Below are 24058 nucleotides of genomic sequence, written 5' to 3' on the forward strand. Positions count from 1 at the left end.
CGCACCAAGTATTCACAGCAAAGCGTTAGCGAAAGAAGCTCATCACCATGTCAAGAATCACCACCGGTTTCGGATTCAGCTCCACCACCACCGATGTCACCGCCGGCCTCGACTTTACTGGCAAGCGCGTTGTCATCACCGGAGGCGCGTCGGGCATCGGCATCGAAACGGCCCGCGCGTTCGCGGCCATCGGCGCCGAGGTCACCCTGGCCGTGCGCAACCTGGAAGCCGCCGAACCCGTCGCTGCGGAACTGCGTGCCTCCACCGGCAACCCGAACATCTTCCTGGGCCGGCTCGACCTGGCCGACCGCTCCACAATCACCGCCTTCGCCGCCGCATGGAGTGGACCTCTGCATGTGCTGGTCAACAACGCCGGCATCATGGCCCTGCCCGAACTCGAACGCACCGCCGAGGGCTGGGAAATGCAGTTCGCCACCAACTATCTGGGCCACTTCGCCCTGGCCCAGGCACTCCATCCGGCCCTGGCCGAGGCAGGCAACGCCCGCATCGTATCCCTGAGCTCCAGCGGACACCTGTTCTCCCCGGTCATCTTCGATGACCCCCACTTCAACTTCGTGACCTACGACGCGTTCCTAGCCTACGGACAATCCAAGACCGCCTCGGCCCTGTTTGCCGTAGGCGCCACCGACCGCTGGGCCAAGGACGGCATCACCTCCAACGCCGTCATGCCCGGGGCCATCGCCACCAACCTCCAGCGCCACACCGGAGGCCTGCGCACCCCGGTCGAACGCCAGAAAACCCCCGCCCAGGGCGCTGCCACCACGCTCTACGTAGCCACCTCGCCGGACCTCGAAGGCATCGGCGGCCGCTACTTCGAAGACGTCAACGAAGCCCCTACCGTGGACCGGCGCGGTCCCGACTACACCGGTGTAGCCCCCTACGCCCTGGATGAGGCCAACGCCGAACGCCTCTGGAACCTCGCCACCGAACTCCTGGCCCAGAACGCCGCATAAAACTCCACCGACTCCGCACCGCAGAAGGACAAGAACATGACCAGCACCACCAACACCAATGAGCCAGAGGAATTACCGGGCGGCCAGGCTGCGGCCCGGGACGCCGCCCAGCACCTGAAGGTCGGCTGGGTCGGCCTGGGCGACCAGGGCGCCCCAATGGCCCGGGCGATTGCCGAGGCGGGCTTCGATTTGCACATCTGGGTCCGCCACGAGGCATCCCTTGCCGCCCTCGAGGGCCTGCCCTACACCCGGCACGAGAGGCTGACCGGGCTCGGCGCGGCCAGCGACGTCGTCGGCTTGTGCCTGCGCGAAGACTCGGACATCGAGGAGGTCCTCACAACGGGCGGGCTGCTTGGAAGCCTGCGCCCGGGCACCGTTCTCATCAACCACGGCACCGGACTTCCCGGCTACGCCTCGGCCATGGCAGAACGGGCCGCCGAGACGGGCGTCGCCGTCCTTGACGCGCCGGTCAGCGGCGGCCGCCCCGGAGCCGAAGCACGACGGCTGACGACCATCGTCGGCGGCCCCGAACAGGCGTTGGAGAAGGTCCGCCCCGTCCTGAACACCTTCTCGCTGAAGGTCGCCCATATGGGCGCCGTGGGAGCCGGGCAGACAGGCAAACTCATCAACAACGCCCTGCTCATGATGAACCAGAGGAATGTCCAGGACATCCTGGCCCTGGCCGACAACCTGAACCTCGATCTCGCTGCCCTGACCGACCTGCTGCTCTCCGGAACAGGCCGCAGCTTCGCCCTCGAGGCGCTCACCGGGGCCGTCACCACCCACAACGCCGAACACCTCAAGGTCCTGCAGATCATCGACATGGACATCTTTACCGCGGCCATGACAAGCCTCGGCCAGAACGTGACCGTTGTGGACCGCTACGCCCGGTCGGGAGCGAACGGTCTGCCCCGCGCCGCCCAACTGATCGACAGCCACGCATAGAACACACGGTCAACCACGGCCGGCTCGACTTCCTCCCGGTGGATGTACCAACAAGGATCATCGAACGTTCCATGGGATCGATCCGGGCATACCCGGATCATCGATCCGCGCCCCTTGCGAGAGATTGTCTGGCTCTACACGTGTGTCATTCGGAGCTTTGAGCGGCTGCGCGCCGGTCCCGGCTGCGCATCCTGAGCTGGGTGATGAGGCCGACGAGGAAGAGGATGCCGGTCAGTGCCAGGTAGCCGACGATTGCCGCCACGAAGCCCAACGGGGCGGCCAGCTGGCCGACGAGGATCACCGGGACGCTGAAGGCGATGTAGCCGACGACGTAGACCGTGGCCACTGTGGCGCCCTTCTGCTGTGGCGCCGCCAGGGGCATGATCAGGCGAAGCGCGGCGGTGAACGCGGCGCCGAACCCGACGCCGCCAATCAACTGGCCCGCTATCATGATGCCGAGACTGCCGACAAGGACACCGGTGAGGATGCCTCCGGTGCCTATGGCGGATATTAGGATTCCAACGATCATGCCCGTGCGCGGGTTGAACCGGATGAAGGCAAGCGCTGCGACAGCTGATGTCGCCGGTCCCACGAAACCCGTCAGCCCGTTGAGGAGGGCGCTGTCGAGTTGGAAGACATTGCGCACGATCGACGGGGCCAGGCCGAGTGAGAGGGCGGCGAGCATCCATGCAGCGGCTACTGCGGGAGCGGCGGCCGCGAACTCCTTCCGTGCGGCGTTGGGGACGGCTGCCCGCGGAAGGAGGGAGCGCAGGGCCCCGGGGGACCGCTTTGCCGTTTCGGGACCGAAGGCGGTGATCACAATGCCGATGATGCTGATGGCCGCAAGGATGGTGAAGATGAGCTCGTTCGGGTTCGGCGCGTATTCGATGGCGAGCCCGGCGAGGAGCGCGCCAAATGCCAGGCCGGCGGACAGGCCCACGGTGCCGATGATCGTTCCCAGTTTCTTCCGGTGGGCCGGGGCGAGTTCGACAAGCGCGGCCGCGAAGGCGCTGGTGGCAGCACCGGTCGCAACACCCTGAACGACACGTGCAGCGATGACCCAGCCGATGTCGGGCGCATTGAGAAAAAGGAGGGTTGACGCGAACTGGACGGCCAGGGCGCCGAGGAGGACGGGCTTGCGTCCGATGTAGTCCGAGAGCGATCCGACGGTCAGGAGGGCTATGAGCAGGCCTGCCGAGTAGACCGCGAAACCCAGGGTGATGAGCTGCGGCGGAAAGTCCCATTGCTGTCGGTAGAGCGGAAGCAGCGGTGTTGGTGCGCCTGCGGCAAGGTAGAGGCCGATGAAAGCGACTGTGCTGCCAAGAAAGGCGATTCCCGGGGCGAGAGTGAGTGACGCACCGCGGGCAGCTGTTCCGGCGGTGGCAGTCGTTTGTGTTTGTGGCATTGCAATTGCAACCAACTAGACCAGTCATCTAATTCCCGGGTTCCCGCCGAACAACCAATCGGCCGCGTTGCGTCATGAATCACTCTCGTAACAAGGGGGTGGGACTTCGCCGGGCCCTGCGCACCCAGTACGCTGATCTACTGTGAAGGTTCTTGTGATTGGCCCCGGTGGCCGCGAACACGCCATTGTCCGAACATTGCTTGCCGATCCGTTCGTCCGGGAGGTCCATGCGGCCCCGGGGAACGCCGGGATCGCCGCCGTCGTTCCAACGCACGCCATTGACGCAAACGACCCCGCAGCGGTGACCGCGCTGGCGCAGCAGCTGAACTCGGACCTCGTGATCATCGGCCCCGAAGCGCCCCTCGCCGCGGGAGTGGCGAACGCGCTCGCCGACGCCGGCATCCCGGTCTTCGGGCCCAGCCGCGAGGCCGCGCAGCTCGAGGCGTCCAAAGCATTCGCAAAGCAGATCATGGCAGCGGCCGGCGTGCCGACCGCCATGGCGCGGGTCGCCTCAACGGCTGCCGAAGCTGAAGAGGCCCTCGATACTTTCGGCGCACCGTATGTCGTGAAGGATGACGGTCTCGCCGCAGGCAAGGGCGTTGTTGTCACCCGGGACCGTGCCGAGGCGCTCGCCCACGCGCAAAGCTGCTTCGACGCCGGCGGCACAGTGGTCATCGAGGAGTACCTCGACGGTCCCGAGGTCTCACTTTTCGTGCTCTCCGACGGTCGCTCCGTGCTGCCGCTCGCCCCGGCCCAGGACTTCAAGCGGATCCACGACGGCGACGAGGGCCCCAACACCGGGGGCATGGGCGCCTATTCGCCGCTGGCCTGGGCACCGCCGGGCCTGGTCGAGGAAGTGGTGGAACGCGTCGCGCAGCCGGTCATCGACGAGATGGCCCACCGGGGAACGCCGTTCGTCGGCGTGCTCTACTGCGGACTGGCCCTGACCTCGCGCGGAATGCGCGTCATCGAATTCAACGCCCGCTTCGGCGACCCGGAAACCCAGGCCGTCCTCGCCCGCCTGAAGACGCCGCTGGGCGGTGTACTGCTCGCCGCTGCCAAGGGAGGCCTTGACCGCATCGACTCCCTCAACTGGTCGCCGCGCAGCGCCGTCGCAGTGGTGCTCGCCGCCGAGAACTACCCGAACCAGCCGCGTACCGGAGGCCGGATCCGCGGGCTCAAGAAGGCCGCGCGCATCGAGGGCGTGCAGGTGCTCCACGCCGGCACAACCGGGGCCGAGGGCAAGACGGTCGCCTCCGGAGGGCGCGTGCTCGCCGTCGTCGGGCTCGGCGACAATCTGGTTGACGCGCGCGAGAAAGCGTACGACGGCATGGCCCAGCTTGAGCTCGACGGCGGCCAGTACCGCACCGACATCGCTTTGAAGGCCGCGCGCGGGGAGCTCGGCCTCGCTGCCTCGCCGGTCCCGGCGGCGGGTTCGTGACAGGATTCGCCCCGGCCCACCCCGAACTGCCGGGATGGACCCATGTGTATTCGGGAAAGGTCCGCGACCTGTACGAGCCCGAACCGGGCACGGGGGACCCCGACACGGTGCTCGTCGTGGCCAGTGACCGGATCAGCGCCTTCGACCATGTGCTCGCCACCGAGATTCCGGACAAGGGCCGGGTGCTCACCCAGCTGAGCCTGTGGTGGTTCGAGCGTCTCACCGGGGTGCCCAACCACGTCGTCGCCGCCGATGCTGCAGGCGGGGTTCCCACTGCCGTGGCCGGGCGGGCGATGATCTGCCGCCGGCTCGAGATGTACCCGATTGAGTGCATCGCCCGCGGCTACCTCACCGGCAGCGGGCTTGCCGAGTACAAGAAGTCGCGGACGGTCTGCTCCCTGCCGCTGCCCGAGGGCCTCGTCGACGGGTCGCGGCTTCAGCCTCCCCTCTTTACGCCCTCGGCCAAGGCCGAGGTGGGTGAGCACGATGAGAACATCACCTACGACGCCGTCGTCATGGCCGTCGGTGACGACGCCGCGGCCCAGCTGCGCGCGCTCACCCTCGACATCTACGCCCGGGCCGAAGCGATCGCCCGGGAGCGCGGGATCATCCTCGCCGATACGAAGGTGGAATTCGGGCTTGACCCGCTGAGCGGCCGCATCACCCTCGGCGACGAAGTGCTGACCCCCGATTCCTCGCGGTTCTGGGACGCTTCCCAGTACGAGCCGGGCCGGGCCCAGCCGTCCTTCGACAAGCAGTTCGTGCGCGACTGGCTCACCTCCGATGCCTCCGGCTGGGACAGGGAATCCGTGCCGCCGGCCCTGCCGGACGACGTCGTCGAGCGCACGCGTGGACGCTACATCGAGGCCTACGAACGGCTCACCGGGCGGCGCTTCGCCTGACGGCTCCCGGCGGACGGAGACTCATGGCCGGCTGAGGGGCCGATTCCGCACCCGAGCCGCACCGTAGGGTCGGCGCGAAATTGTTCGTCATGAAACCGGAAGTTTCACCGCAGGCGGAGGCGGAAGCGCGCCCGGGGATAGACTCGCCTCACAAATCCGCTTGAACCCGGTGGTGCCGCTCCGGCCGCGCAGGACGTCGGCAGGAGGCTTGGATGCCCGCAACGCCCCAGCAGCGAGGAGAAAAATCCGATGCAGACGAAAATCACCCTCATCATCAACAACCCGGACAACCCCGAGGCCTTCGAAAGTGAGTTCCCGTCGCTCCTGGAAAAGGCCCGGGCGCTTCCCAATCAGCTCCGGCTCGAATCGGCGAAGGTGTGGCCCAAGGAGGACGGCACGCCCGCCCCGGCCCACCGCACCCTCGACTTCTACTACGAGGACTACGACGCCGCCTCGAGCGCTGTGGGCACCCCGGAGGCCGGGGCCTTCTTCCAGCAGCTCACCGGCCTTGGCGTGACCTTCACCGGGTTGTTCTCCGAGGTGGAGGGCACGTAGCAGGACCAACGCACCGAGCACGAAATCGCCCCGCCGGCTCCAGCACCCGCGTCCGGCAGAGCACCCCGCCCTCTCGTTCAACCCGAGGCCTGTCAATGTCTGTTGACAGGCCTCGGTTTGTCAATATAGGTTGACGCCATGGAGCTTGAAGGGATGGTGGATCTTGTGAGGTCGGCAACGGCGGACGACGACCCAAAGGCCGGCCTCGCAGCGGCCGCGCGGCTGCGGCGGGAGCTGGAGCGGGTGGAGGCGGTTCAGGTGCGGCGCGCCCGGGCCCGCGGCATGACCTGGGAGCAGATAGCCGGTTCGCTCGGCGTCAGCCGCCAGGCGGTCCACAAGAAGTACGGCGGCGGATTGCTGAGGCGTTGACGTGCCTCCGGAGACGCCGCAGCGGCGCGCCACCCTTCGGGAGTTCCTGCCGTACCTGCGCGGTCATGTAGGTTGGCTGACCGCGGCAGGGGTTGTCTCCCTGATCGCCACAGTGCTGGCGGTCCTTCAGCCCCTCATGGTCCAGCAGCTGATCAACGCGGTCGCTGCCGGGAATCCCGCCGTCCTCTTCGTCTGGCTGCTCATCGGGATCACCCTCGGCCAGGCGGCATTCAGCGCCGCCCAGTCGTATCTGCTGCAGCGCACGGCAGAGGCCGTAGTGCTCGGGCTGCGGCGGTCCCTTGTCGGGCAGCTGCTGAGCCTGCCGGTCCGCGAATTCGACAAGCGGCGGGTGGGAGACCTGATGTCCCGGGTCGGCGCCGACACGACGCTCATGCGCTCGGTGATCACGTCGGGCCTGTTCGAGATCGTTTCATCGGTGCTGATGTTCTGTGCGGCGGTGGTGCTCATGGTCCTGCTGGACCCGGTACTGTTCACCATCACCCTCGGCGCCGTTCTCGCCGGTGCCGGGGGCGTGCTGCTCCTTGGGTCCCTGATCCGCAAGACCAGCAGGGAGGTCCAGGAAGCCGTCGGGTCGATGTCGGCGGCCGTTGAGCGGGGCCTTGCCGGAATCCGCACGATCAAGGCGTCGGTCGCCGAGGACCGCGAGGCCGCGGTGATTGATCGGGAAGCCGTGCGCGCCTTCGACGCCGGAATCTCGCTGGCCAAACTGCAGGCGATTGTCCAGCCGCTGATGTCCATCTGCATCCAGGGTGCGTTCATCGTGGTGTTGGTGGTGGGCGGCGTGCGCGTGGCAAGCGGCGACCTGCTGCTCGGTGACCTGATGGCGTTCATCCTCTACCTGTTCCTTCTCGTGCTGCCGATCGCGTCGGCGATGGGCGCGTTCGTGCAGATCCAGGCCGGTCTTGCCGCCCTCGACCGCATCCAGGAGATCGCTCGGCTCCGCCCGGAACGCGCCGACGAGGTGGAAGCCCGTTCCGGCGCCGCTCCCGCCGGCGGGTCGATCGAATTTGCCGGGGTCAGCTTCCGCTACGACGCCGCGGATGATGACGGGGCCTGGATCCTCGACGACGTCACCTTCACCATTCCCGAGGGCAGCCGGACGGCGATCGTCGGCCCGACGGGTGCAGGAAAGTCGACGGTGCTCGCCCTGCTCGAGCGGTTCTACGAGCCGGCGGCCGGAACGATCCGCTACAGCGGCGCGGAAATCGGCGGACTCCCGCGGCACGCCCTCCGCTCCCGGATCGGGCTCGTGGAGCAGGAGGCTCCCGTGCTCAGCGGAACCCTTGCCGACAACCTCCGGCTCGGCGCACCGGAGGCCACGGACGGCCAGATGCGCCGGGCACTCACGGAGGTGGGATTGCCGGAACTGGCTCAGCGGTCGGCGGAGGGCCTCGACCTGAACCTCGGCGAGGACGGCGTCCGGCTCTCCGGCGGCCAGCGCCAGCGGCTCGCCTGGGCACGGGCACTGCTGGCCGACCGGCCGGTCCTGCTCATGGACGAGCCGACGTCGGCGGTGGACTCCCTGACCGAACAGCTGCTGCAGCGCACCCTCGCCGAGTCGGCCAAGGACAAGACCGTCCTGGTGGTGGCGCACCGGCTGTCGACCATCGCCGACTTCGACCAGATCATTGTCCTGGACGGCGGCCGTGTCGCCGCGGTAGGCAGCCACGCCGAGCTGATCGCCGGCAACGCGCTGTACCGGGAGCTCGCGCTGCGCCAGCGGATGGTGGAGGAGCACGCCTGAAGGACGGCTGCCCGTTGAAGCACTGGTGTTCAGTTCCCCTGGTGATGCGCGATGTCGAGGAGGGCGTCGAGGCCTTCAATGTGGGCTTCAAAGGCCTGAAGGGTGCGCGGTGCGGGGGAGCCTGACCCGCGCGGCGTCAGCAGTGCCTCCGAGAGGACAACCGCGCCGATCTTCGCGAGGTCGTACCCGACGTTCACCGTGGCCCGGCGCAGCGACCCGTCGGGGGCGGGATCCCAGTAGATCGCCGTCTGCAGGGCGTTGATGCTCCACGGCTCGGGTGCGGGCAGGAACGTCTCGTCGGGTTCGGGAAGGTTGAACAGCGAATACTGGTCGGGGTCGGTGTCGGGCAGCAGGGTGATGCCCGGCGGGCGGGTCAGGATGTGGATCCTCCCCACGCCCTCGGCCGAGAGATACCCGCCCTTGCTGTTCGGCACCGCGACGATTCCGGTGTTGTTGAGGACCGGATTTCCCAGCAGCATGTTCCACACCCGGTCCCGGGTGGCATGCCGGTAGATCTCCCGGCGTACGAATTCAACCGGTTCGTATTCGCTGAGGTAGTGGGCAACGGCCTTTTCCGCCGCCGCGTTGATGAGGCCCGCGACGCGGTCGAGCGTGGGGCCGAACCTCTCCACGACCTGCGCGGCGTTGTGCATCCTCGTCCACCTCTCCGCGTCAGCGGTTTCTCTGCCACTCAATACAACCGCACAACCTCCGCGGGGCCTGCGGCAACACACCGGACAGGCGGCCTCTGCGGACGGCCTGCGTGGTCCTGAAGGCATCGGCTTGGGACAAAAGGGAAGAGCCCCCGCGGTGCGGAGGCTCTTTCACGATCAGCAGTCCCTACTGTCGGGGTGACAGGATTTGAACCTGCGGCCTCGTCGTCCCGAACGACGCGCGCTACCAAGCTGCGCCACACCCCGATCGCTGCCGTCCGCACAACCTGCGGCAAAAGCAACTTTCCAAGAATACCCCCTGAAGGCCCGCGAGGCGAAACCCCGGGCCCGCCTTCACCTTCCTCAGACGAGCGAGTCCCGCCAGGCGGCGTGCAGGGCCGCGTAACGTCCGGTGCCGCCGATGAGGTCGGAGGGTTTTCCGTCCTCCACCACCTCGCCGTCGTGGACCACAAGCACGCGGTCCGCGATCGCCACGGTGGAAAGGCGGTGGGCGATAATCAGTGCGGTCCGCGAGCCGAGCAGCTGCTGCAGGCCCTGCTGAACAAGCCGTTCACTGGGGATGTCGAGGGAGGAGGTCGCCTCGTCGAGGATGAGGACCGCAGGGTCGGCCAGGAACGCGCGGGCGAAGCTGATGAGCTGGCGCTGGCCCGCGGACACCCTGCCTCCGCGCTTGTTCACGTCGGTGTCGTAGCCTTCGGGCAGTTCGCGGATGAAGCCGTCGGCTCCCACGGCCCGGGCCGCCGCCTCGATCTCCGCGCGGCTTGCCGTCGGCCGGCCGAGGGCGATGTTGTCGGCGACAGAGCCGCTGAACAGGAACGCTTCCTGGGTGACCATCACCACAGAGCGCCGCAGGTCCTCCGTGCTGAGCCCGCGCAGGTCGACGCCGTCGAGGGTGATGCTTCCGTCGGTCACGTCGTAGAAGCGGGCGATGAGCTTGGCGATCGTGGACTTCCCAGCGCCGGTCTGGCCCACGAGCGCCACCGTCTGCCCCGCGGGGATGGACAGGTCGAGGCGGGGGATGACCAGCGGCCCGTCGCCGTAGCGGAATTCGACGCCGCTGAACTCCACGGCCCCCCGGGCGTCCCTCAGCGCGACAGGGTTCTTCGGCGGTCGAACCGTGGGAACCTCCTCCAGCAGCCCCGAAACCTTCTCGAGGGCGGCCGAGGCCGACTGGAACGAGTTGTAGAACAGCGCCATTTGCTCCACCGGCTGGAAGAAGCGCTTGCTGTACAGGAGCAGGGCGAGCAGGGCGCCCACCTCGAGGGAGCCCTCAAGCACCCGGAAGCCCCCGGCGGCAAGGACGACGGCGACCGTGACGTTCCCGATCAGGGCCAGTCCAGGCTGGAAGACGCCGTTCAGGTTGATCGACCGGACGGTGGCCCTGCGGTAGTCCTCGGCCAGTTCGTCGTACCGGGAGGCGTTCTCCTTCTCGCGGCGGAAGGCCTTGACGGCGCGGATTCCCGTCATTGTCTCGATGAAGTGGACGATCAGTTTCGCCGACACGACGCGGGAGGCACGGAAGGCGGTCTGCGAGTGCTTCTGGTACCAGCGGGCGAGGAAGAACATTGGCACGGCGGCGGCGAGGATCAGCAGCCCGGTGCGCCAGTCGAGCCCGAAGATCGTCACCGCGGTGAACAGCATGAAGATCGCGCCCGAGGCGAGGGAGCTGATTCCCGAATCGAGCAGCTCGCGCAGGGCCTCGAGGTCGGAGGTCTGCCGCGAAATGATCCGCCCGGACGTGTATTTTTCGTGGAACTCAAGGCTCAGCCGCTGCGTGTGCCGGAAGACCCACAGGCGCAGGTCCAGCAGCATCGCCTGGCTCAGCCGCGCCGTCGCCCGCACATAGCCCGCGGTGAGGACGGCAGCCAGGACCGCGGCAACGAGGTAAGCTCCACCGGCGGCAACCAACTGGAGCGGATTGCCCGCGATGAGGGCAGGGAGGGCGCTGTCGATCCCGAAGGCGATGATTGCCGGTCCCGCCACCCGCGCGGCCTGGGAAATCACAACGAGGACCAGGGTGAGCACGAACTGCCGCCGGTTGGGCCGGATGAGCGATCCAAGGAGGCGGAAGGACCGGGACCGGACCGACTTGTTCTGTGCCCTGCTCAGCAGGACGTCGTCCTCGTTGAGGACACCCGCTGAGGTTGCGCCGCCGGGGCGCGCCGTCGACCGGTTTTTCATGCGAGGGCCTCCTCGTCATTGCGGCCCGCCGGAGCCGGATCGAGTGCCGCCGCCGGGAGTGCAGCGGAGAGGGGTTCCTCCTCCGCCGCGCTGTCCAGATCAACCGGTTCCTCGGTGAGGCTGGCGATCACGTAGCGGTAGTGGTCGTTGCGGGCGAGCAGTTCGAGGTGGGGTCCGATGTCGGTGATCCGACCGTCCTGGAGCAGCGCGACCCGGTCCGCCAAGGCCACCGTCGAGGGCCGGTGGGCCACGACGAGGGTGGTGGTGCCGCGCAGTACCGAGCGCAGCCGTTCCTCGACGAGTTCCTCGGTGCGCACATCGAGCGCCGAGAGCGGATCGTCGAGCACCAGGATCCGCGGCTTGGCGGCAATGGCGCGGGCCAGGGCCAGCCGCTGGCGCTGGCCGCCGGACAGGCTGAGGCCTTCCTCACCGATCAGGGTGTCGAGCCCGGAGGGCAGGGAGTAGGCGAAGGACGCCTGCGCCACGTCGAGGGCCTGCCCGAGGAGGGTCTCCGCCTCGGCGTCGTTGAGGGCGTCGGCCCCCATCAGCACGTTCTCGCGCACCGAGCTCGAGAACAGCGTCGTGTCCTCGAAGGCGACTGCCACCCGGCTGCGCAGGTCATCGAGGGCGAGGTGGCGCACATCCGTGCCGTCGATGAGGATCCTGCCGCCCGTGGCGTCGTACAGCCGGGGCACGAGCTGGACCAGGGTCGTCTTGCCGCTGCCGGTGATGCCGACGAGCGCCACTGTCTCGCCGCCCTCGAGGCGGAGGTCAACGCCGTTGAGGATGTCCGGCTTGCCGTCCTCGGCGTCGGGGTAGCGGAAATGCACGTTCTCGAAGACCAGGGCCCCGCGGCCGTTGGCCGGACTGGCTGGCGACTCGGGGTCGGTGATCGTGTTTTCGGCGTCCATCACCTCGTAGTGGCGGTCGATCGCCGTCTTGGCCGTGAAGGTCATGGCCAACAGGGGGCCAATGAACTCGACTGGGCCGGCCACGACGGCGGCCGTGGCGAAGAAGGCAACGAGCGCTCCGATGTCGAGCTCCCCGGTCGAGGCGAGCAGGACGCCGACGACCAGCGAGGCTCCGAGCGCGACTTCCGGGAGCAGGGTCACGATCATCGAGAAGTTCGCCAGCGACTTGGCCTTGGAGATTTCGGTGCGGCGCAGCTCCTCGGCCTGCTGGTTGAAGGCGTCGAGGGCTTCACGGCTGCGGCCGAAGGCCTTCAGGACGCGGATGCCGTGCACCGATTCCTCGACGGCCGTGGCGAGGTCGCCGGCCTGGTCCTGGCTCTTGCGGGAGACCCGGCTGTAGGAGGTGCGGAAGCGGAACCCGTAGATCATCAGCGGGACCGCCGCGGCAAGGAAGATCAGTGCAAGCACCCAGCTGGTCAGGAACATGACGACCACGCCGACGGCCACGGTCAGCGAGGTCACGACGAGCATGATGAGCCCGAAGGCCATCCAGCGGCGCATCAGGTTGAGGTCGGTCATCGACCGGGAGAGCAGCTGGCCGCTTCCCCAGCGGTCGTGGAATTCGACGGGTAGTTCCTGGAGGTGGCGGTAGAAGGAGGTGCGCATGTTCGTCTCGACGGTTGTCGCCGGGTTGATGACGAACTGGCGGCGCAGGGCCACGAAGGCCGCCTCGAGGACGCCAAGGAGCAGCACCAGCCCGGCCGCGGCCCAGACGGTCGCGGCGGTTCCGCCCTGTGCCTGGACGTCATTGACGAGAACCCGGAACACCTGGGGGATGGCCAGCGCCATGAGGCTCGCACCGAGGGCGCACAGCAGCCCCAGCAGCAGCCGCGGCAGGATGGGCTGGACGTGGGGATACAGTCGGCCGATTGATTCGCGCAGCGTGCTCTGTTTATTCATGCCAGCTCTTCGTGCTAGATGTTCGGTGCCCGCAGCAACTATATCGGGAGCGAGGACGGATGGGTCGCCTCGGCGAAAGACGGCCCCGGGACGCCCCGGTCAGGACGCGGTGCGCGGAACCAGCGTCAGCAGCACGGCTTCGGGCCGGCATGCGAACCGCACCGGGGCGAACCGTGAGGTTCCGATCCCCGCAGAAACGTTCAAGGGGACCCGGCGTCCATTGGACTCCCACATTGTGAGCCCGCGGGCGCGCCAGGTCGGAAGGTCGCAGTTGGTCACCAGCGCGCCGTACCCCGGCACGCATACCTGCCCGCCGTGGGTGTGGCCGGCGAATATGATGTCGGCGCCGTCGTCGGTGAACGAATCGAGAACCCGCTGGTAGGGCGCGTGGGTCACGGCCACCCGGATGTGCGGCGCCTCCGCGGAGGTGCTGCTGCCGGCGGGGTAGCCCGCGTACCGGTCGCGGTTCAGGTGGGCATCGTCGACGCCGGTGAAATCAATGCGGAGTCCACGGAAGCCCAGCGACTGCGTGCGGTTGGACAGGTCGATCCATCCCGCGCCGCCGAAGGCGGTGAAGAGATCGGTCCAGGGGAGGTCCCGCTGCGGTTTGGCGGGGGAGTCGGCTGAAGGGTCGGCAAAGTAGCTCAGGGGGTTCTTCAGGACGGGTTCGTAGTAGTCGTTGGAGCCGGGAACGAAGACGCCGGGGAAGCGCATCAGCGGGTCAAGGGCCTCAAGCAGGGGGCCCACCGCCTTGCGGTGGCTGAGGTTGTCGCCGGTGTTGACGACGACGTCGGGTTCAAGCCGCGCCAGCCCCCGAAGCCAGGCGGCCTTTGCCTTGTCCCGCGGCGTCATGTGGATGTCGGAGAGGTGAAGCACCCGCAGGGGACGGGTCTGCGGGGGCAGGATCGCGACGGTTTCCTCGCGGAGCTGGAAAAGGGTCCGTTCAATAGCCGAGGCATACCCGAAGGTTCCGGCTCCGGCCAGCGCCGTCAGGCCTGCGCCCCAGGCAACTGCCCTTCCCACGTCCTGCGTCGTCGTCGATTTCACGTTCAGCCGTCCCCTTCCCTGCCGCCGTCATTGCCGTTGCCGCCGCCGTTGCCCGAGTTGCCGTTACCGGAATTCCCGTTGCCTGCCGCGGGGCCGCCTGCTCCACCGAGTATGCCACCCGCGCCTCCGGGAAGCACGGGGTTGCCGGAGTTGAGACCGGGCCGGTTGTTCTGGCGCGAGCCGGAGAGCATTTCACTCGGAGGAGCGGCGAAAGGCTTTCCGTCGTAGAGGCCGGGGATGCGCTGCATGAACTTGGCCCAGGAGGGGCCGGCGATGAGCGAACCGTCGATCTCGGGGTAGATCTTCCCCCCGATGCGCAGGCCGCTCAGGCCGCCCTGCTCGTTGCCGCTCTTCCAGTTGCCGACCCAGCTTGCGGTCACCATCCCGGAGTTGTAGCCCATGAACCAGGTCTGTGAGCGGTAGTCATTGGTTCCGGTCTTGCCGGCCATGGGAATGTCGCCGTACTCAAGCTGTGAGCCCGAACCGACCTTCATGACCTCCTGGGTGGCGTAGTTCACGCCGCGGGCCACCTCCTTTGAGATGACCTGCTCGCAGGAAGCGGCGGGGACGGGGTAGCTGGTTCCGTCCACAGCCGTCACTTCGGTGAGGGCGCGGGGCTCGCACACGTTGCCCTCGGCGGCGAAGCCTCCGAAGGCGGTTGCCATGGAGATCGGCGCAACCTCGCCGGCGCCGCCGATCAGCATCGAGGGGACGATTTCCATCGGCTCTTCCTTGCCGTCGGCGCTTCCGGCCTTGTGGACGCCCATGCGGTAGGCGATGTCCTGGATCTCGCACAGGTCGAGCTGCTTGGCCGACCCGAAGGTGATCGTGTTCAGCGACTGCGCAAGCCCGTTGAGCACGGTCTCGGGACGGTAGTTGATGTCGCCGTAGTTCTGCGGCGTCCAGCCCTTCTCCTCGAGCTCTTCGTAGTGCCCGTACTGGAGGCAGCTTGCCTTCCAACGCTCTCCCTGCGGGTAGGTGCGCTTCCTGCCGTCAATGTAGGCGTTCAGGGACCTGCCGTCCTGGACCCAGGCGGCAACGGTGAAGGGCTTGTAGGTTGAGCCGGGCTGGAATCCGTCAGAGCCGCCGAGGCTCTTGTTGGGGTCGCCGCCGTCGAACTTGTCGACGTTGAAGTTGATCACCGAGTCGCCCGCGGAGGTTCCCGGAGTGTAACGGGTGTTCTGGGCCATCGAGAGGATGTTTCCGGTGCCCGGCTGCAGGCTGACCATCGAGTGGCCGACGGCGCCGTCGGTCGTGTCGGGGTCGGCAGTCTCGTTGACGGCGGTCTGGGCCGCCTTCTGGACCCTGGAATCGAGGGTGGTCTTGATCGTCAGACCCGACCGGTAGAGGACCTTCTTGCGGTCGTCGATGGTTTCACCGTACGCGGGATCGTTGAGGATCAGGTGGGTGACGTAGTCACAGAAGTAGGGTGCCTGGGCGGCGCCGACGCAGCCGCTGAGCGTCGGGGTGATCTTCAGCCCGAGGTCCGTTGCAACTGCGGCGTCGTGTTCTTCCTGGGTGATCTTGCCGTTGGCAAGCATCGCTCCGATCACGATGTTGCGCCGTTCCAGCGACCGCTCCGGGTTCAGCTCGGGGCTGTAGTAGGTGGTTCCGTTGACGATGCCGGCCAGCAGTGCGGCCTGCTGGATGTTCAGGTCCTTGGCCTTGACGTTGAAGAAGTACTTCGAGGCGGCCTGGACCCCGTAGGTGGTGCCGCTGAACGGGACGATGTTCAGGTACCCCTCAAGGATCTCGTCCTTTGACAGCTCCTTCTCGACCGCGATTGCAAGCTTCGCTTCGCGCAGCTTGTCGCCGATGGTCTTGTTGCCGCTGAAGATCGCTTCCCCGCCGTTCTGGAGGGCGTCGTCGATCAGGACGTTCGTCACGTACTGCTGGGTCAGGGTCGAGGCGCCGCGGGTCGTCTCGCTCGTGAGGTTGTTTGCCAGGGCGCTCACGATGCCCTGGAGGTCGACACCGCCGTGCTCGTAGAAGCGGTTGTCCTCGATGGACAGGAGGGCGTCCTTCATGGTCGGCGAGACCTGGTCCAAAGTCACCGGCTGCCGGTTCTCCTCGTACAGCGTCGCGATGAGGGATCCATCGGAGGCGAGGATCTTCGACGGCTGGGCCAGCGCGCCGCGCTTGAGCTCGGCCGGAAGCTCCTCGAAGAACTGCAGGGACGCCGAAGCACCGGTGCCTGCGGCCGCCGCGACGGGCACAAGCAAACCGGCGGCGAGCACACCACTGAGGGCACTGATTCCGAGGAACGCAATGATTTTCCCTAGGGTGGTTGCCGTGTCAAAGAGAGGAGAGGTACGAGCAGCCATGTACTGCAGTTTACAAGCACGCGCTAGGCTTTGAATCATGACCAAATGGGAGTACGCCACAATTCCGCTTATCATCCACGCCACAAAGCAGATCCTCGACCAGTGGGGCGACGACGGATGGGAGCTGGTCCAGGTGGTTCCGGGGCCCGACGGCAACGGGCTGGTGGCCTACCTCAAGCGTGAAAAGGGCCAGTCGTGAGCACCACTGAGGCAGCCCAGTCGGCAGTGGAGGCACGGCTGAATGAGCTGGGAATCACCCTTCCCGCGGTCGCCGCGCCGGTGGCGGCCTATGTGCCCGCCGTCGTTTCAGGGAACTACGTCTACACCTCGGGCCAGCTGCCGTTCGTGGAGGGCAAGCTCGCGGCGACCGGGAAGGTGGGCGCCGGTGTGGAACCGGAAGCGGCAAAGGGCTTCGCGGAGACGTGCGTCGTCAATGCGCTGGCAGCCGTCAAGGAACAGATCGGAGATCTTGACCGCATCACCCGCGTGGTGAAGGTGGTGGGCTTCGTCGCCTCGGATCCGGCCTTCACCGGACAGCCGTCGGTCATCAACGGAGCCTCGGAGCTGCTGGGCAGGGTTCTTGGCGAAGCCGGAACCCATGCCCGATCCGCGGTCGGCGTCGCAGTGCTACCCCTCGATGCGCCGGTCGAAGTCGAGATTATTGTGGAGTTTGTCTAACCAAGTGGACCGCTTAAGTAACCGCCTGTTTCCCATTCCCGAGGCGCAGCGCAGCGCAGCGGAGAGCTGGGTGGAGCATGGCGGGCGTACACCGCTCAAGCCGCGGCTTGCGTCGTCGGTCGTGCTCCTCCGTGACAGCGCCGTGGGCACCGAGACGTACCTCTCCTACCGGAGGGGCGAGTCGCCCCTGGGCATCGTCGGGTTTCCGGGCGGCAGCATCGACGAAGCGGATGACGAGTATGTCGATTGGTGCGGGCCCACCCCGGCGGCGTGGGCGAAGGCACTGGGCATCGACGACCACGCCACGGCCCGCCGCCATGTTGTCGCCGCGGTCCGGGAACTTTTCGAGGAAACCGGGGTGCTCCTGGCCGGTCCAAGCCCGGTCAGCCTCGTGGAGGGCACCCGCGGCAGGGAATGGATGAAGGCACGCGAAGCCATCAATGAGCAGGAACGCTCCTTCGCCGAAATCCTGAACCGGCGCGGGCTCGGGATCCGCAGCGACCTCATCAAGCCGCTCTCACACTGGCTCAGCCCGGACTTCGCCCACCGGCGGTTCGACACCCATTACTTCGCTGCGGCCCAGCCCGTGAACCAGGAACCGTCGATCCTCGAGAGCAAGGGCGTGTGGGGCGGGTGGCGGTGTGCCGCGGACGAAATCGAGCGCCGGAACACCACGGTGCTCGGTGATGAGATCGGCCAGCCGAACACCGTGGGTCGCACCCTCAGTGAGCTGGCCGTCCCAGCGGTCGAGGTGATCCTTGAAAAGATCGGCTCCGCCCGGGGCTGTGTCGCCTACCTGTCGCACAAGCGCCCGGTGAAGCTCTACTACCCGCGCCTCACCCGCCAGGACGGCGGGCTCATGCTTGAGGTGGAATGCCCGAAGCTCACCGAAGGCGGCTCGATCCAGCGCGGGTTGTGACACTTCCGCCGTAGCCGTGGATGTTCTCTTGGAGGTAGCCGGTGACCCATTCCTGAAGCTGCTCGGTACTCCAACCCGGGGTGACGACGAGGAGGACTTCGCGGTCCTCGCGGACAACGCCGGTGATCCCGCTTTCCTTGGAGAGGGTCTTGACCAGCCGGTCCACCACCCGGGAGTGCTCGTGGGCGATGTCCTCCCGCAACGACACCTCAAGCTCACGCCCGCGCAGCGCGTCCTCACCCAGGTCCTCCACCTCAACGAGCGGTTCATCCCCGCCCGCGGGATCCTCGCTGGTACCGTTCAGCCGCTCGATGGCCACCGTAGCCATGCGAGCCAGCTCGTCGTCATCCGAGGAGAACTGCCGCTGGCGAGCCCTCGAGCAAGGCCTGGAAGGAGGTGAGCCAGGGGAGCCTCCTCGCTCTCGCGGGCAAGCACCGGGTAGTTCTGCCATCTGTAGGACTTGATCCGGTGAAATCCAACCCTCCACTGCGCACCGGGGGCTCCTTGTTCCACGACCTGGCACAGGTAGGAGGTAACCCCATCGATGATCGCAATCGACTCCGGCGACAGGGTCGGCTCGGTACCAAGCTCATAGCGCAGCCACGAGGGAACGGCCGCGGTATTAGACTGCCCGGTTTCCGCCGTCCGCTCCGCCAACACCGATTTCCCCCAGCGCCAGAGGGGAATAAGGCTTCGACTGTCCCGTCGAGGTGGACGGAATCCTCTGAGCGCTCGACCAGGCACTGGATCAGGTGCTCCAGTGCCTGCGGCCGCTCGTCGAGGAACTCGGCCAGCGCCGCGGCAGCCTCCTGCTTCGTCATCTTTGCGTAAGACCTCATGGCAAATGAATAACAGAGTTGGTGCCGTTTGCCTCGAGCCGCGCGACTATCTCATCCATCTCGACATGGCGAGTGAAGTTGGATCTAACCTCGTCGGCTACGCCATCAAGATCGACGATGTCCATGTCGGGACAACAAAAACGGCGGGCACCCCTCGGGGTGCCCGCCGTTGTCTTTGCCTGAACCGGTCAGCGGCTGCGCTGGCGGAGCCGCTGGATGTCCAGGATGACGACGGCGCGCGCCTCAAGGCGCAGCCAGCCGCGCTGCACGAATTCGGCAAGTGCCTTGTTCACGGTTTCACGGGAGGCGCCGACCAGCTGGGCCAGTTCTTCCTGCGTGAGCTCGTGGGCAACGAGGATGCCGTCGGTTGCCGGCCTGCCGAAGCGGTCGGCGAGATCAAGGAGTGCCTTCGCGACGCGGCCGGGCACGTCGGAGAACACGAGGTCGGCGAGGGACTCGTTGGTGCGGCGCAGCCGCCGCGCCAGCGCCTGGAGCAGCTGAGCCGATACCTCCGGGCGGGTTTCAAGCAGCACGCGCAGGTTTTCGTTCTTCAGCCCGGCGAGCCGCGTCTCCGAAACCGCCGTGGCCGTCGCCGTGCGCGGGCTCGGGTCAAAAAGCGCCATTTCGCCGAACAGCTCGCCCGGGCCGAGGATCGCGAGCAGGTTCTCCCTGCCGTCCTGTGCGGTGCGGCCGAGCTTGATCTTGCCCGAAACGATGAAGTACAGCTGGTCGCCCTGATCGCCTTCACGGAACACCGACGATCCGCGCGAGAGGTCCACCTCCGTCAGCTCGTCGGTGAGGGCGGCGAAGACGTCGTCTCCCAGTGAAGCGAAGAGTGGCGCCCTGCGCAGTACCTCGATATCCATGAATTCTCCTGATGACGTGATTGCGGCGGTCCCGCGGAGTCTGCTACCTCCCCATCTTGCCGCACGCGGGCGCGCGGCAACAGCAGCTACAGGGGTGTTCCGCCGTTCAATCCGCGATTTGCCCGCATTGCCGGCCTCCAGCGGGCGGCCGGTAAGGGCTATAGAATCGGAAACCAGTGACGGGGGTGCCCGGCTTCCCGAAGAGCAATGGAGAGACGACGTGCCGGACCTCAGCATCCTTGATGTCCTTCTTGTCATCGTGCTGCTCGGCTATCTTGTGACGGGACTGCGGAACGGTTTCCTCGTCACCCTTGGCGGCATCGTTGGTTTCCTTGCCGGAGCGGTAGCCGCGTTCCTCGCCATTCCCCTCGTCAGTTCCTGTGTGCCCGACAACGGCTGGCGGCTGCCGGCAATCATCGCCACGGCCATCGTGCTGGTGATCGGCGGGCAGGCCCTCGGTTCGAGCTTCGGGGCCGCCATCCGGCGCTGGCTGGACTTCCCGCCCCTTCGGTTCGTCGACAGGCTCCTTGGCGGGGCCGTGAACACCGTTGTTGCAGCCCTTGTGCTCTCGATGCTCGCCTTCAGCGTCGGCGCCCTCGGTGTTCCCTTCCTGTCCTCGCACATCGCCGGGTCCTCGGTGATCCGCAGCATCGACGCCTCGACCCCCGCGCCGCTGCGCGCCTGGCTCGCCCAGCTGCGCACCCTCGCATTCGATGACGGAATACCGACCATCCTCGAAGGCGTCGGGCCCACACCCTCCGCCGCGGTGCCCGACGACTCCGTCGATACCCCCGAGCTTGCGGCAGCGGCCGCCTCGGTGGTGAGGATCGCCGGAACGGCGTTCCAATGCGGGCAGAACCAGACCGGATCCGGTTTCGTGATCGCCCCGGGCCGTGTCCTAACGAATGCGCACGTGGTCGCCGGCGTGGACCAGCCGGTTGTCGAGGTTCCCGGGGGCGGGGCCCTGCAGGGCCGGGTTGTGCACTTCGATAAGCAGCGCGACATCGCGCTGCTAGCCGTCGACGGGCTTGACCGTGCGCCGCTGCCCCTGGGCCCGGAACTCGAAAGCGGAACGACGGCCGCGTTCGCCGGGTACCCGGGCGGCGGCCCCTACCGCGTCCAGCCCGCGAGCATCCAGGGCCTCTCAAAGGTGCTCGTCCAGAACATCTACGGAACCGACCCGAAGCCACTCCAGGTGTACAGCCTCGCGGCGAACGTGCAGCAGGGAAACTCGGGCGGGCCCCTGCTTGATCTCCAGGGCAGGGTTGTCGGGATGGTTTTCGCCAAGTCGACCGCCGACGCCCCGGTAGGCTACGCGCTTTCCCTCGCCGAGTTCCGGTCGGTGGCCGAGCGAGCCACCAGTTACGTCGAGCCTGAGGCCGCAGGGCAGTGCACGCGCAGGTAGCCCCGGTCACCGGCCCTGCGGCGTAAGCCATTCAATCCACTGTCCCCGAGGTCCTGTACGCGCGACGGCCGCGCCGTCGTGAAGCAGGAGCCGTCCCCTCCGGTCGCCGGCTCTGCACGCCGCGGTGCCTTCCGGCCCTGTGGGTGTTCCCTCCTGTTGGAACGAGATCCAGTGAACGGTGCGGCCGCTGCCTGCGGCAAGGACCGGCAGGCGGGCCGCGGCCTCGCGCCGGGCCTGGGCACCGAGCCTGCCGCCGGTGTCCAGAAGGACGACGGCGGAGTTCACCGGTGCATGGTCGAGAAGGGCCGGAAGCTGCTCGGTGAGTCCGCCGCGGACCAGCAGGGGAGGATCCTCCCGCACCACCCCCGCCGCGGCCCTTACCTGTTCCCTGCGGTGTGCCTGCTCGGGCCGGACCAGTGCCTCAAGCCAGGCGACGTCGTCGTTGTGGTCCACCTCAAGCAGGTGGTGGCCGACCACCGCCCGCCATGCCACCTCGGGCAGCGATTCCGGCACCGGGACTGCGCCGCGCACCCCGCACTCGAACGGTGGAACGAGGGAGGGTCCGTTGCCGGGGTGAAGCTGCACGGTGGCTCCTCCGGCCGCGCCGTAGCTGTAGCTGTAGCGGTCCGGGTAGACGCACAGGCCGGCCGAGGCTCCGGTTTCGATGAGCGAGAGCGCCGCACCTTCCCGGCGGGCGAGCGCCGCGAGCAGGGGCAGCAGGGCGGCACACCAACCGGGGTCGTCACTCTGGCCTCCGCGGCGCTTCATGATCTCCCGCACGGAGTCCCAGTTGCCCAACACGAAGGACCGGAACCCGGAATACGGTAGTTTGCCGGTTCCAAGGTACCGCGCGGCGCCAAGCAGCAGTTCCGGCTGCCGCCGCGCCGGAGGGAGTGTTTCGAGGAGCTCCAGAAGCGCGTTGTCCTCGCTGATTCCCGTGCACCACAGCACGTACAGAGGCGATCCGCCGCGGGCCTCCAGGTCGGCAAAGTGCCGGTAGCTGGCCGCCGTTTCATGAGCCGGGTTCATCGAACCCTCCTTCACCACGAAACCAAATCGTAACCGGATGTACTGGCCAAATACGGAATCCGGGCCGCTTAGAAGTTAGGCTCGTCACACGGACAGGGCGCCTAGCGTGCAGATCCGGGCGGATGCAGGGGTATCCGGTCAGAATAATTAGTTCAACAGGAGCTTAAAATGTTCACACGTGGCACTTCTGTGCGCAGCCACCGTCCCGTGCGGAAACGCGTGGCGGTCACTGCAGGAATTTCAATTGGCGCGCTTCTCATGACCGGATGCGTCCAGAGTCAGCGCGAAGAGGGCGCCGGGACCGAGAGCGGGGGAGCGGTCAACTCGACCTTCGTGTTTGCCGCCTCGTCCGATCCGAAGTCCCTCGACCCGGCCTTCGCCAGCGACGGCGAGTCCTTCCGGGTCAGCCGCCAGATCTTCGAGGGCCTCGTTGGAGTCGAGAAGGGCACCGCCGATCCGGCGCCGCTGCTCGCCGAGTCCTGGGAGACCGCCGAGGACGGCCTGTCGACCACCTTCGCCCTGAAGGAAGGCGTGAAGTTCCACGACGGCACCGACTTCAACGCGGAAGCCGTGTGCTTCAACTTTGAGCGCTGGTTCAACTGGACGGGCCTGCAGCAGGCAGAGACAGTGTCCTACTACTACAACTCGCTCTTCCACGGCTTCAAAGACGAGCCCGAAGACGCCGTCTACAAGTCCTGCGAGGCCAACGGCGACGCCGAAGTGACGATCAACCTGGCAAAGCCCTTCGCCGGCTTCGTTCCCGCCCTGTCACTGCCGGCCTTCGCCATGCAGAGCCCCACCGCGCTCGAGAAGTTCAAGGCCGACGAGATCGGCGGCTCCGAGGAATCTCCGAAGCTCAGCGAATACGCGCTCGGGAACCCCGTTGGAACCGGGCCGTTCAAGTTCGAGTCCTGGGACGTCGGACAGCAGCTTGAACTGTCGATCTTCGAGGACTACTGGGGCGAGAAGGGGCAGATCACCGACACGATCTTCCGCATCATCGAAGACCCTCAGGCCCGCCGCCAGGCACTTGAGGCCGGAACCATCGACGGCTACGACCTGGTCGCGCCCGCCGACACCGAGGCGCTCAAGGAAGCCGGCTACAACATCATTGCCCGCGACCCGTTCACCATCCTCTACCTCGGCATGAACCACAAGGTCAAAGAGCTCTCCGATCCGCTGGTCCGCGAGGCAATCGCCCACGCCATCGACAAGGAAGCCCTGATCAGCCAGACGCTGCCCGAGGGAACAGAGGTCGCAACGCAGTTCATCCCGGACGTCGTCGAGGGCTACAACAAGGACGTCACAACGTACGACTTCGATCCCGAGCGGGCCAAGGAACTCCTCGCGGAGGCCGGCTACCCTGACGGCTTCGAGGTCGAGTTCAACTACCCGACCAACGTTTCGCGGCCGTACATGCCGACCCCCGAGCAGGTCTTCACCAACCTGCAGGCCCAGCTTGCCGACGTCGGAATCAAGGTCACCCCCAAGCCCGCCGCCTGGTCGCCCGACTACCTGGACCAGGTCCAGGGCACCGAGGACCACGGTCTGCACCTGCTCGGCTGGACCGGCGACTACAACGACACCGACAACTTCATCGGCGTGTTCTTCGGCCAGGAGAAGCCCGAGTTCGGCTTCAGCAATCCCGAACTGTTCGACGCACTCAACGAGGCCCGGGGAATGACGGACCGCGAGGAGCAGACGAAGAAGTATGAGGAGATCAACCAGCAGATTGCCGAGTTCGTCCCGGCCATCCCGCTGGCGCACCCGGCGCCGTCCCTGGCGTTCGCCGAGCGTGTGAAGTCCTACCCGGCCAGCCCGGTCAACGACGAGGTCTTCACAGACATCGAGCTCAGCGAGTAATCGGAT

At 67.0% G+C, this 24058-nt stretch carries 21 protein-coding genes and 1 tRNA gene; 12 read left to right on the forward strand and 10 right to left on the reverse strand.

The features are described from left to right. The first annotated feature begins 47 nt into the window (after positions 1-47). Both AC4D14_RS06240 and AC4D14_RS06245 read left to right on the forward strand, forming a co-directional pair. A complete protein-coding gene (locus AC4D14_RS06240) occupies positions 48-974 on the forward strand; it encodes an SDR family NAD(P)-dependent oxidoreductase (RefSeq protein ID WP_490900814.1) in 927 nt (308 codons plus the stop codon). A 36-nt stretch (positions 975-1010) separates the two neighbouring features. After that, positions 1011-1919 (forward strand): NAD(P)-dependent oxidoreductase, encoded by a 909-nt coding sequence (locus AC4D14_RS06245; RefSeq protein WP_490900816.1) that lies wholly within the window; start codon positions 1011-1013, stop codon positions 1917-1919. Positions 1920-2064: 145 nt separating this feature from the next. Here AC4D14_RS06245 and AC4D14_RS06250 read toward each other — a convergent pair whose 3' ends face one another. Continuing rightward, positions 2065-3324 carry an MFS transporter gene (locus tag AC4D14_RS06250; protein ID WP_490900818.1) on the reverse strand — a complete coding sequence of 420 codons (1260 nt, stop codon included), beginning with the start codon at positions 3322-3324 and terminating at the stop codon, positions 2065-2067. Between the two features lie 142 nt (positions 3325-3466). Here AC4D14_RS06250 and purD point away from each other — a divergent pair, with 142 nt between their 5' ends. From purD to AC4D14_RS06275, 5 genes are all read left to right on the forward strand, one after another. Continuing rightward, a complete protein-coding gene (gene purD, locus AC4D14_RS06255; RefSeq protein ID WP_490900820.1) occupies positions 3467-4765 on the forward strand; it encodes a phosphoribosylamine--glycine ligase in 1299 nt (432 codons plus the stop codon). Then, the gene (locus AC4D14_RS06260; protein WP_490900822.1) at positions 4762-5667 is read left to right on the forward strand and encodes a phosphoribosylaminoimidazolesuccinocarboxamide synthase; all 906 of its coding nucleotides are present in this window, start codon (positions 4762-4764) and stop codon (positions 5665-5667) included. The genes purD and AC4D14_RS06260 overlap by 4 nt, the downstream gene beginning before the upstream one ends. Before the next feature lie 249 nt (positions 5668-5916). Continuing rightward, complete coding sequence (locus AC4D14_RS06265; RefSeq protein ID WP_490900824.1) at positions 5917-6222, forward strand: EthD family reductase; 306 nt, start codon at positions 5917-5919, stop codon at positions 6220-6222. A gap of 138 nt (positions 6223-6360) precedes the next feature. Then, on the forward strand, positions 6361-6591 hold the full coding sequence (locus tag AC4D14_RS06270; protein ID WP_490900826.1) for a hypothetical protein: 231 nt from the start codon (positions 6361-6363) through the stop codon (positions 6589-6591). 1 nt (position 6592) lies between these two features. Next, on the forward strand, positions 6593-8356 hold the full coding sequence (locus tag AC4D14_RS06275) for an ABC transporter ATP-binding protein (RefSeq protein ID WP_490900827.1): 1764 nt from the start codon (positions 6593-6595) through the stop codon (positions 8354-8356). A 29-nt stretch (positions 8357-8385) separates the two neighbouring features. Here AC4D14_RS06275 and AC4D14_RS06280 read toward each other — a convergent pair whose 3' ends face one another. From AC4D14_RS06280 to AC4D14_RS06305, 6 genes are all read right to left on the reverse strand, one after another. Continuing rightward, a complete protein-coding gene (locus tag AC4D14_RS06280) occupies positions 8386-9009 on the reverse strand; it encodes a hypothetical protein (protein ID WP_490900829.1) in 624 nt (207 codons plus the stop codon). A gap of 193 nt (positions 9010-9202) precedes the next feature. After that, positions 9203-9276, reverse strand: a tRNA-Pro gene (locus AC4D14_RS06285). Positions 9277-9372: 96 nt separating this feature from the next. Continuing rightward, on the reverse strand, positions 9373-11211 hold the full coding sequence (locus tag AC4D14_RS06290; protein WP_490900830.1) for an ABC transporter ATP-binding protein: 1839 nt from the start codon (positions 11209-11211) through the stop codon (positions 9373-9375). Next, positions 11208-13082 carry an ABC transporter ATP-binding protein gene (locus AC4D14_RS06295; protein WP_490900832.1) on the reverse strand — a complete coding sequence of 625 codons (1875 nt, stop codon included), beginning with the start codon at positions 13080-13082 and terminating at the stop codon, positions 11208-11210. The genes AC4D14_RS06290 and AC4D14_RS06295 overlap by 4 nt, the downstream gene beginning before the upstream one ends. A 99-nt stretch (positions 13083-13181) precedes the next feature. Continuing rightward, on the reverse strand, positions 13182-14129 hold the full coding sequence (locus tag AC4D14_RS06300) for a metallophosphoesterase (RefSeq protein WP_490900834.1): 948 nt from the start codon (positions 14127-14129) through the stop codon (positions 13182-13184). Positions 14130-14131: 2 nt separating this feature from the next. After that, complete coding sequence (locus AC4D14_RS06305; RefSeq protein ID WP_490900836.1) at positions 14132-16453, reverse strand: transglycosylase domain-containing protein; 2322 nt, start codon at positions 16451-16453, stop codon at positions 14132-14134. Positions 16454-16490: 37 nt separating this feature from the next. On the opposite strand from AC4D14_RS06305, the gene sp36 reads away from it, so the two are divergent. From sp36 to AC4D14_RS06320, 3 genes are read left to right on the forward strand one after another with little or no spacing between them, the layout of a single operon-like run. Continuing rightward, entirely contained in the window at positions 16491-16652 is a 162-nt protein-coding gene (gene sp36 / locus AC4D14_RS06310; protein ID WP_490900837.1) for a Sp36 family protein, read from the forward strand. Next, a complete protein-coding gene (locus AC4D14_RS06315) occupies positions 16649-17131 on the forward strand; it encodes a RidA family protein (RefSeq protein WP_490900838.1) in 483 nt (160 codons plus the stop codon). The genes sp36 and AC4D14_RS06315 overlap by 4 nt, the downstream gene beginning before the upstream one ends. Before the next feature lie 4 nt (positions 17132-17135). Next, complete coding sequence (locus tag AC4D14_RS06320; protein ID WP_490900839.1) at positions 17136-18050, forward strand: NUDIX hydrolase; 915 nt, start codon at positions 17136-17138, stop codon at positions 18048-18050. Here the strand turns inward: AC4D14_RS06320 and AC4D14_RS06325 are convergent. Both AC4D14_RS06325 and AC4D14_RS06330 read right to left on the reverse strand, forming a co-directional pair. Then, positions 18016-18378 carry a hypothetical protein gene (locus AC4D14_RS06325; RefSeq protein ID WP_490900841.1) on the reverse strand — a complete coding sequence of 121 codons (363 nt, stop codon included), beginning with the start codon at positions 18376-18378 and terminating at the stop codon, positions 18016-18018. The genes AC4D14_RS06320 and AC4D14_RS06325 overlap by 35 nt on opposite strands. Positions 18379-19077: 699 nt before the next feature. Then, on the reverse strand, positions 19078-19755 hold the full coding sequence (locus AC4D14_RS06330; protein WP_490900842.1) for a Crp/Fnr family transcriptional regulator: 678 nt from the start codon (positions 19753-19755) through the stop codon (positions 19078-19080). Between the two features lie 220 nt (positions 19756-19975). Here AC4D14_RS06330 and AC4D14_RS06335 point away from each other — a divergent pair, with 220 nt between their 5' ends. Next, positions 19976-21160, forward strand: coding sequence for a MarP family serine protease (locus AC4D14_RS06335; RefSeq protein WP_490900844.1), 1185 nt, complete (start codon positions 19976-19978; stop codon positions 21158-21160). Positions 21161-21166: 6 nt separating this feature from the next. Here the strand turns inward: AC4D14_RS06335 and AC4D14_RS06340 are convergent, their stop codons facing one another. After that, positions 21167-22189, reverse strand: a complete 1023-nt coding sequence (locus AC4D14_RS06340; RefSeq protein WP_490900845.1) for a DUF2332 family protein — start codon at positions 22187-22189, stop codon at positions 21167-21169. 168 nt (positions 22190-22357) lie between these two features. Here AC4D14_RS06340 and AC4D14_RS06345 point away from each other — a divergent pair, with 168 nt between their 5' ends. Beyond that, entirely contained in the window at positions 22358-24052 is a 1695-nt protein-coding gene (locus tag AC4D14_RS06345) for an ABC transporter substrate-binding protein (protein WP_490900846.1), read from the forward strand. The last annotated feature ends 6 nt before the right edge of the window (positions 24053-24058 follow it).

The organism is Arthrobacter sp. TJ-254 (assembly GCF_058269175.1).

Excerpts from the sequence above, each read along its gene's own strand:
- AC4D14_RS06240 (WP_490900814.1), top strand. The coding sequence starts at position 48 with ATGTCAAGAATCACCACCGGTTTCGGATTCAGCTCCACCACCACCGAT.
- AC4D14_RS06245 (WP_490900816.1), top strand. The coding sequence starts at position 1,011 with ATGACCAGCACCACCAACACCAATGAGCCAGAGGAATTACCGGGCGGC.
- AC4D14_RS06250 (WP_490900818.1), bottom strand. The coding sequence starts at position 3,324 with ATGCCACAAACACAAACGACTGCCACCGCCGGAACAGCTGCCCGCGGT.
- AC4D14_RS06265 (WP_490900824.1), top strand. The coding sequence starts at position 5,917 with ATGCAGACGAAAATCACCCTCATCATCAACAACCCGGACAACCCCGAG.
- AC4D14_RS06270 (WP_490900826.1), top strand. The coding sequence starts at position 6,361 with ATGGAGCTTGAAGGGATGGTGGATCTTGTGAGGTCGGCAACGGCGGAC.
- AC4D14_RS06280 (WP_490900829.1), bottom strand. The coding sequence starts at position 9,009 with ATGCACAACGCCGCGCAGGTCGTGGAGAGGTTCGGCCCCACGCTCGAC.
- AC4D14_RS06290 (WP_490900830.1), bottom strand. The coding sequence starts at position 11,211 with ATGAAAAACCGGTCGACGGCGCGCCCCGGCGGCGCAACCTCAGCGGGT.
- AC4D14_RS06295 (WP_490900832.1), bottom strand. The coding sequence starts at position 13,082 with ATGAATAAACAGAGCACGCTGCGCGAATCAATCGGCCGACTGTATCCC.
- AC4D14_RS06305 (WP_490900836.1), bottom strand. The coding sequence starts at position 16,453 with ATGGCTGCTCGTACCTCTCCTCTCTTTGACACGGCAACCACCCTAGGG.
- sp36 (WP_490900837.1), top strand. The coding sequence starts at position 16,491 with ATGACCAAATGGGAGTACGCCACAATTCCGCTTATCATCCACGCCACA.
- AC4D14_RS06325 (WP_490900841.1), bottom strand. The coding sequence starts at position 18,378 with ATGGCTACGGTGGCCATCGAGCGGCTGAACGGTACCAGCGAGGATCCC.
- AC4D14_RS06330 (WP_490900842.1), bottom strand. The coding sequence starts at position 19,755 with ATGGATATCGAGGTACTGCGCAGGGCGCCACTCTTCGCTTCACTGGGA.
- AC4D14_RS06340 (WP_490900845.1), bottom strand. The coding sequence starts at position 22,189 with ATGAACCCGGCTCATGAAACGGCGGCCAGCTACCGGCACTTTGCCGAC.
- AC4D14_RS06345 (WP_490900846.1), top strand. The coding sequence starts at position 22,358 with ATGTTCACACGTGGCACTTCTGTGCGCAGCCACCGTCCCGTGCGGAAA.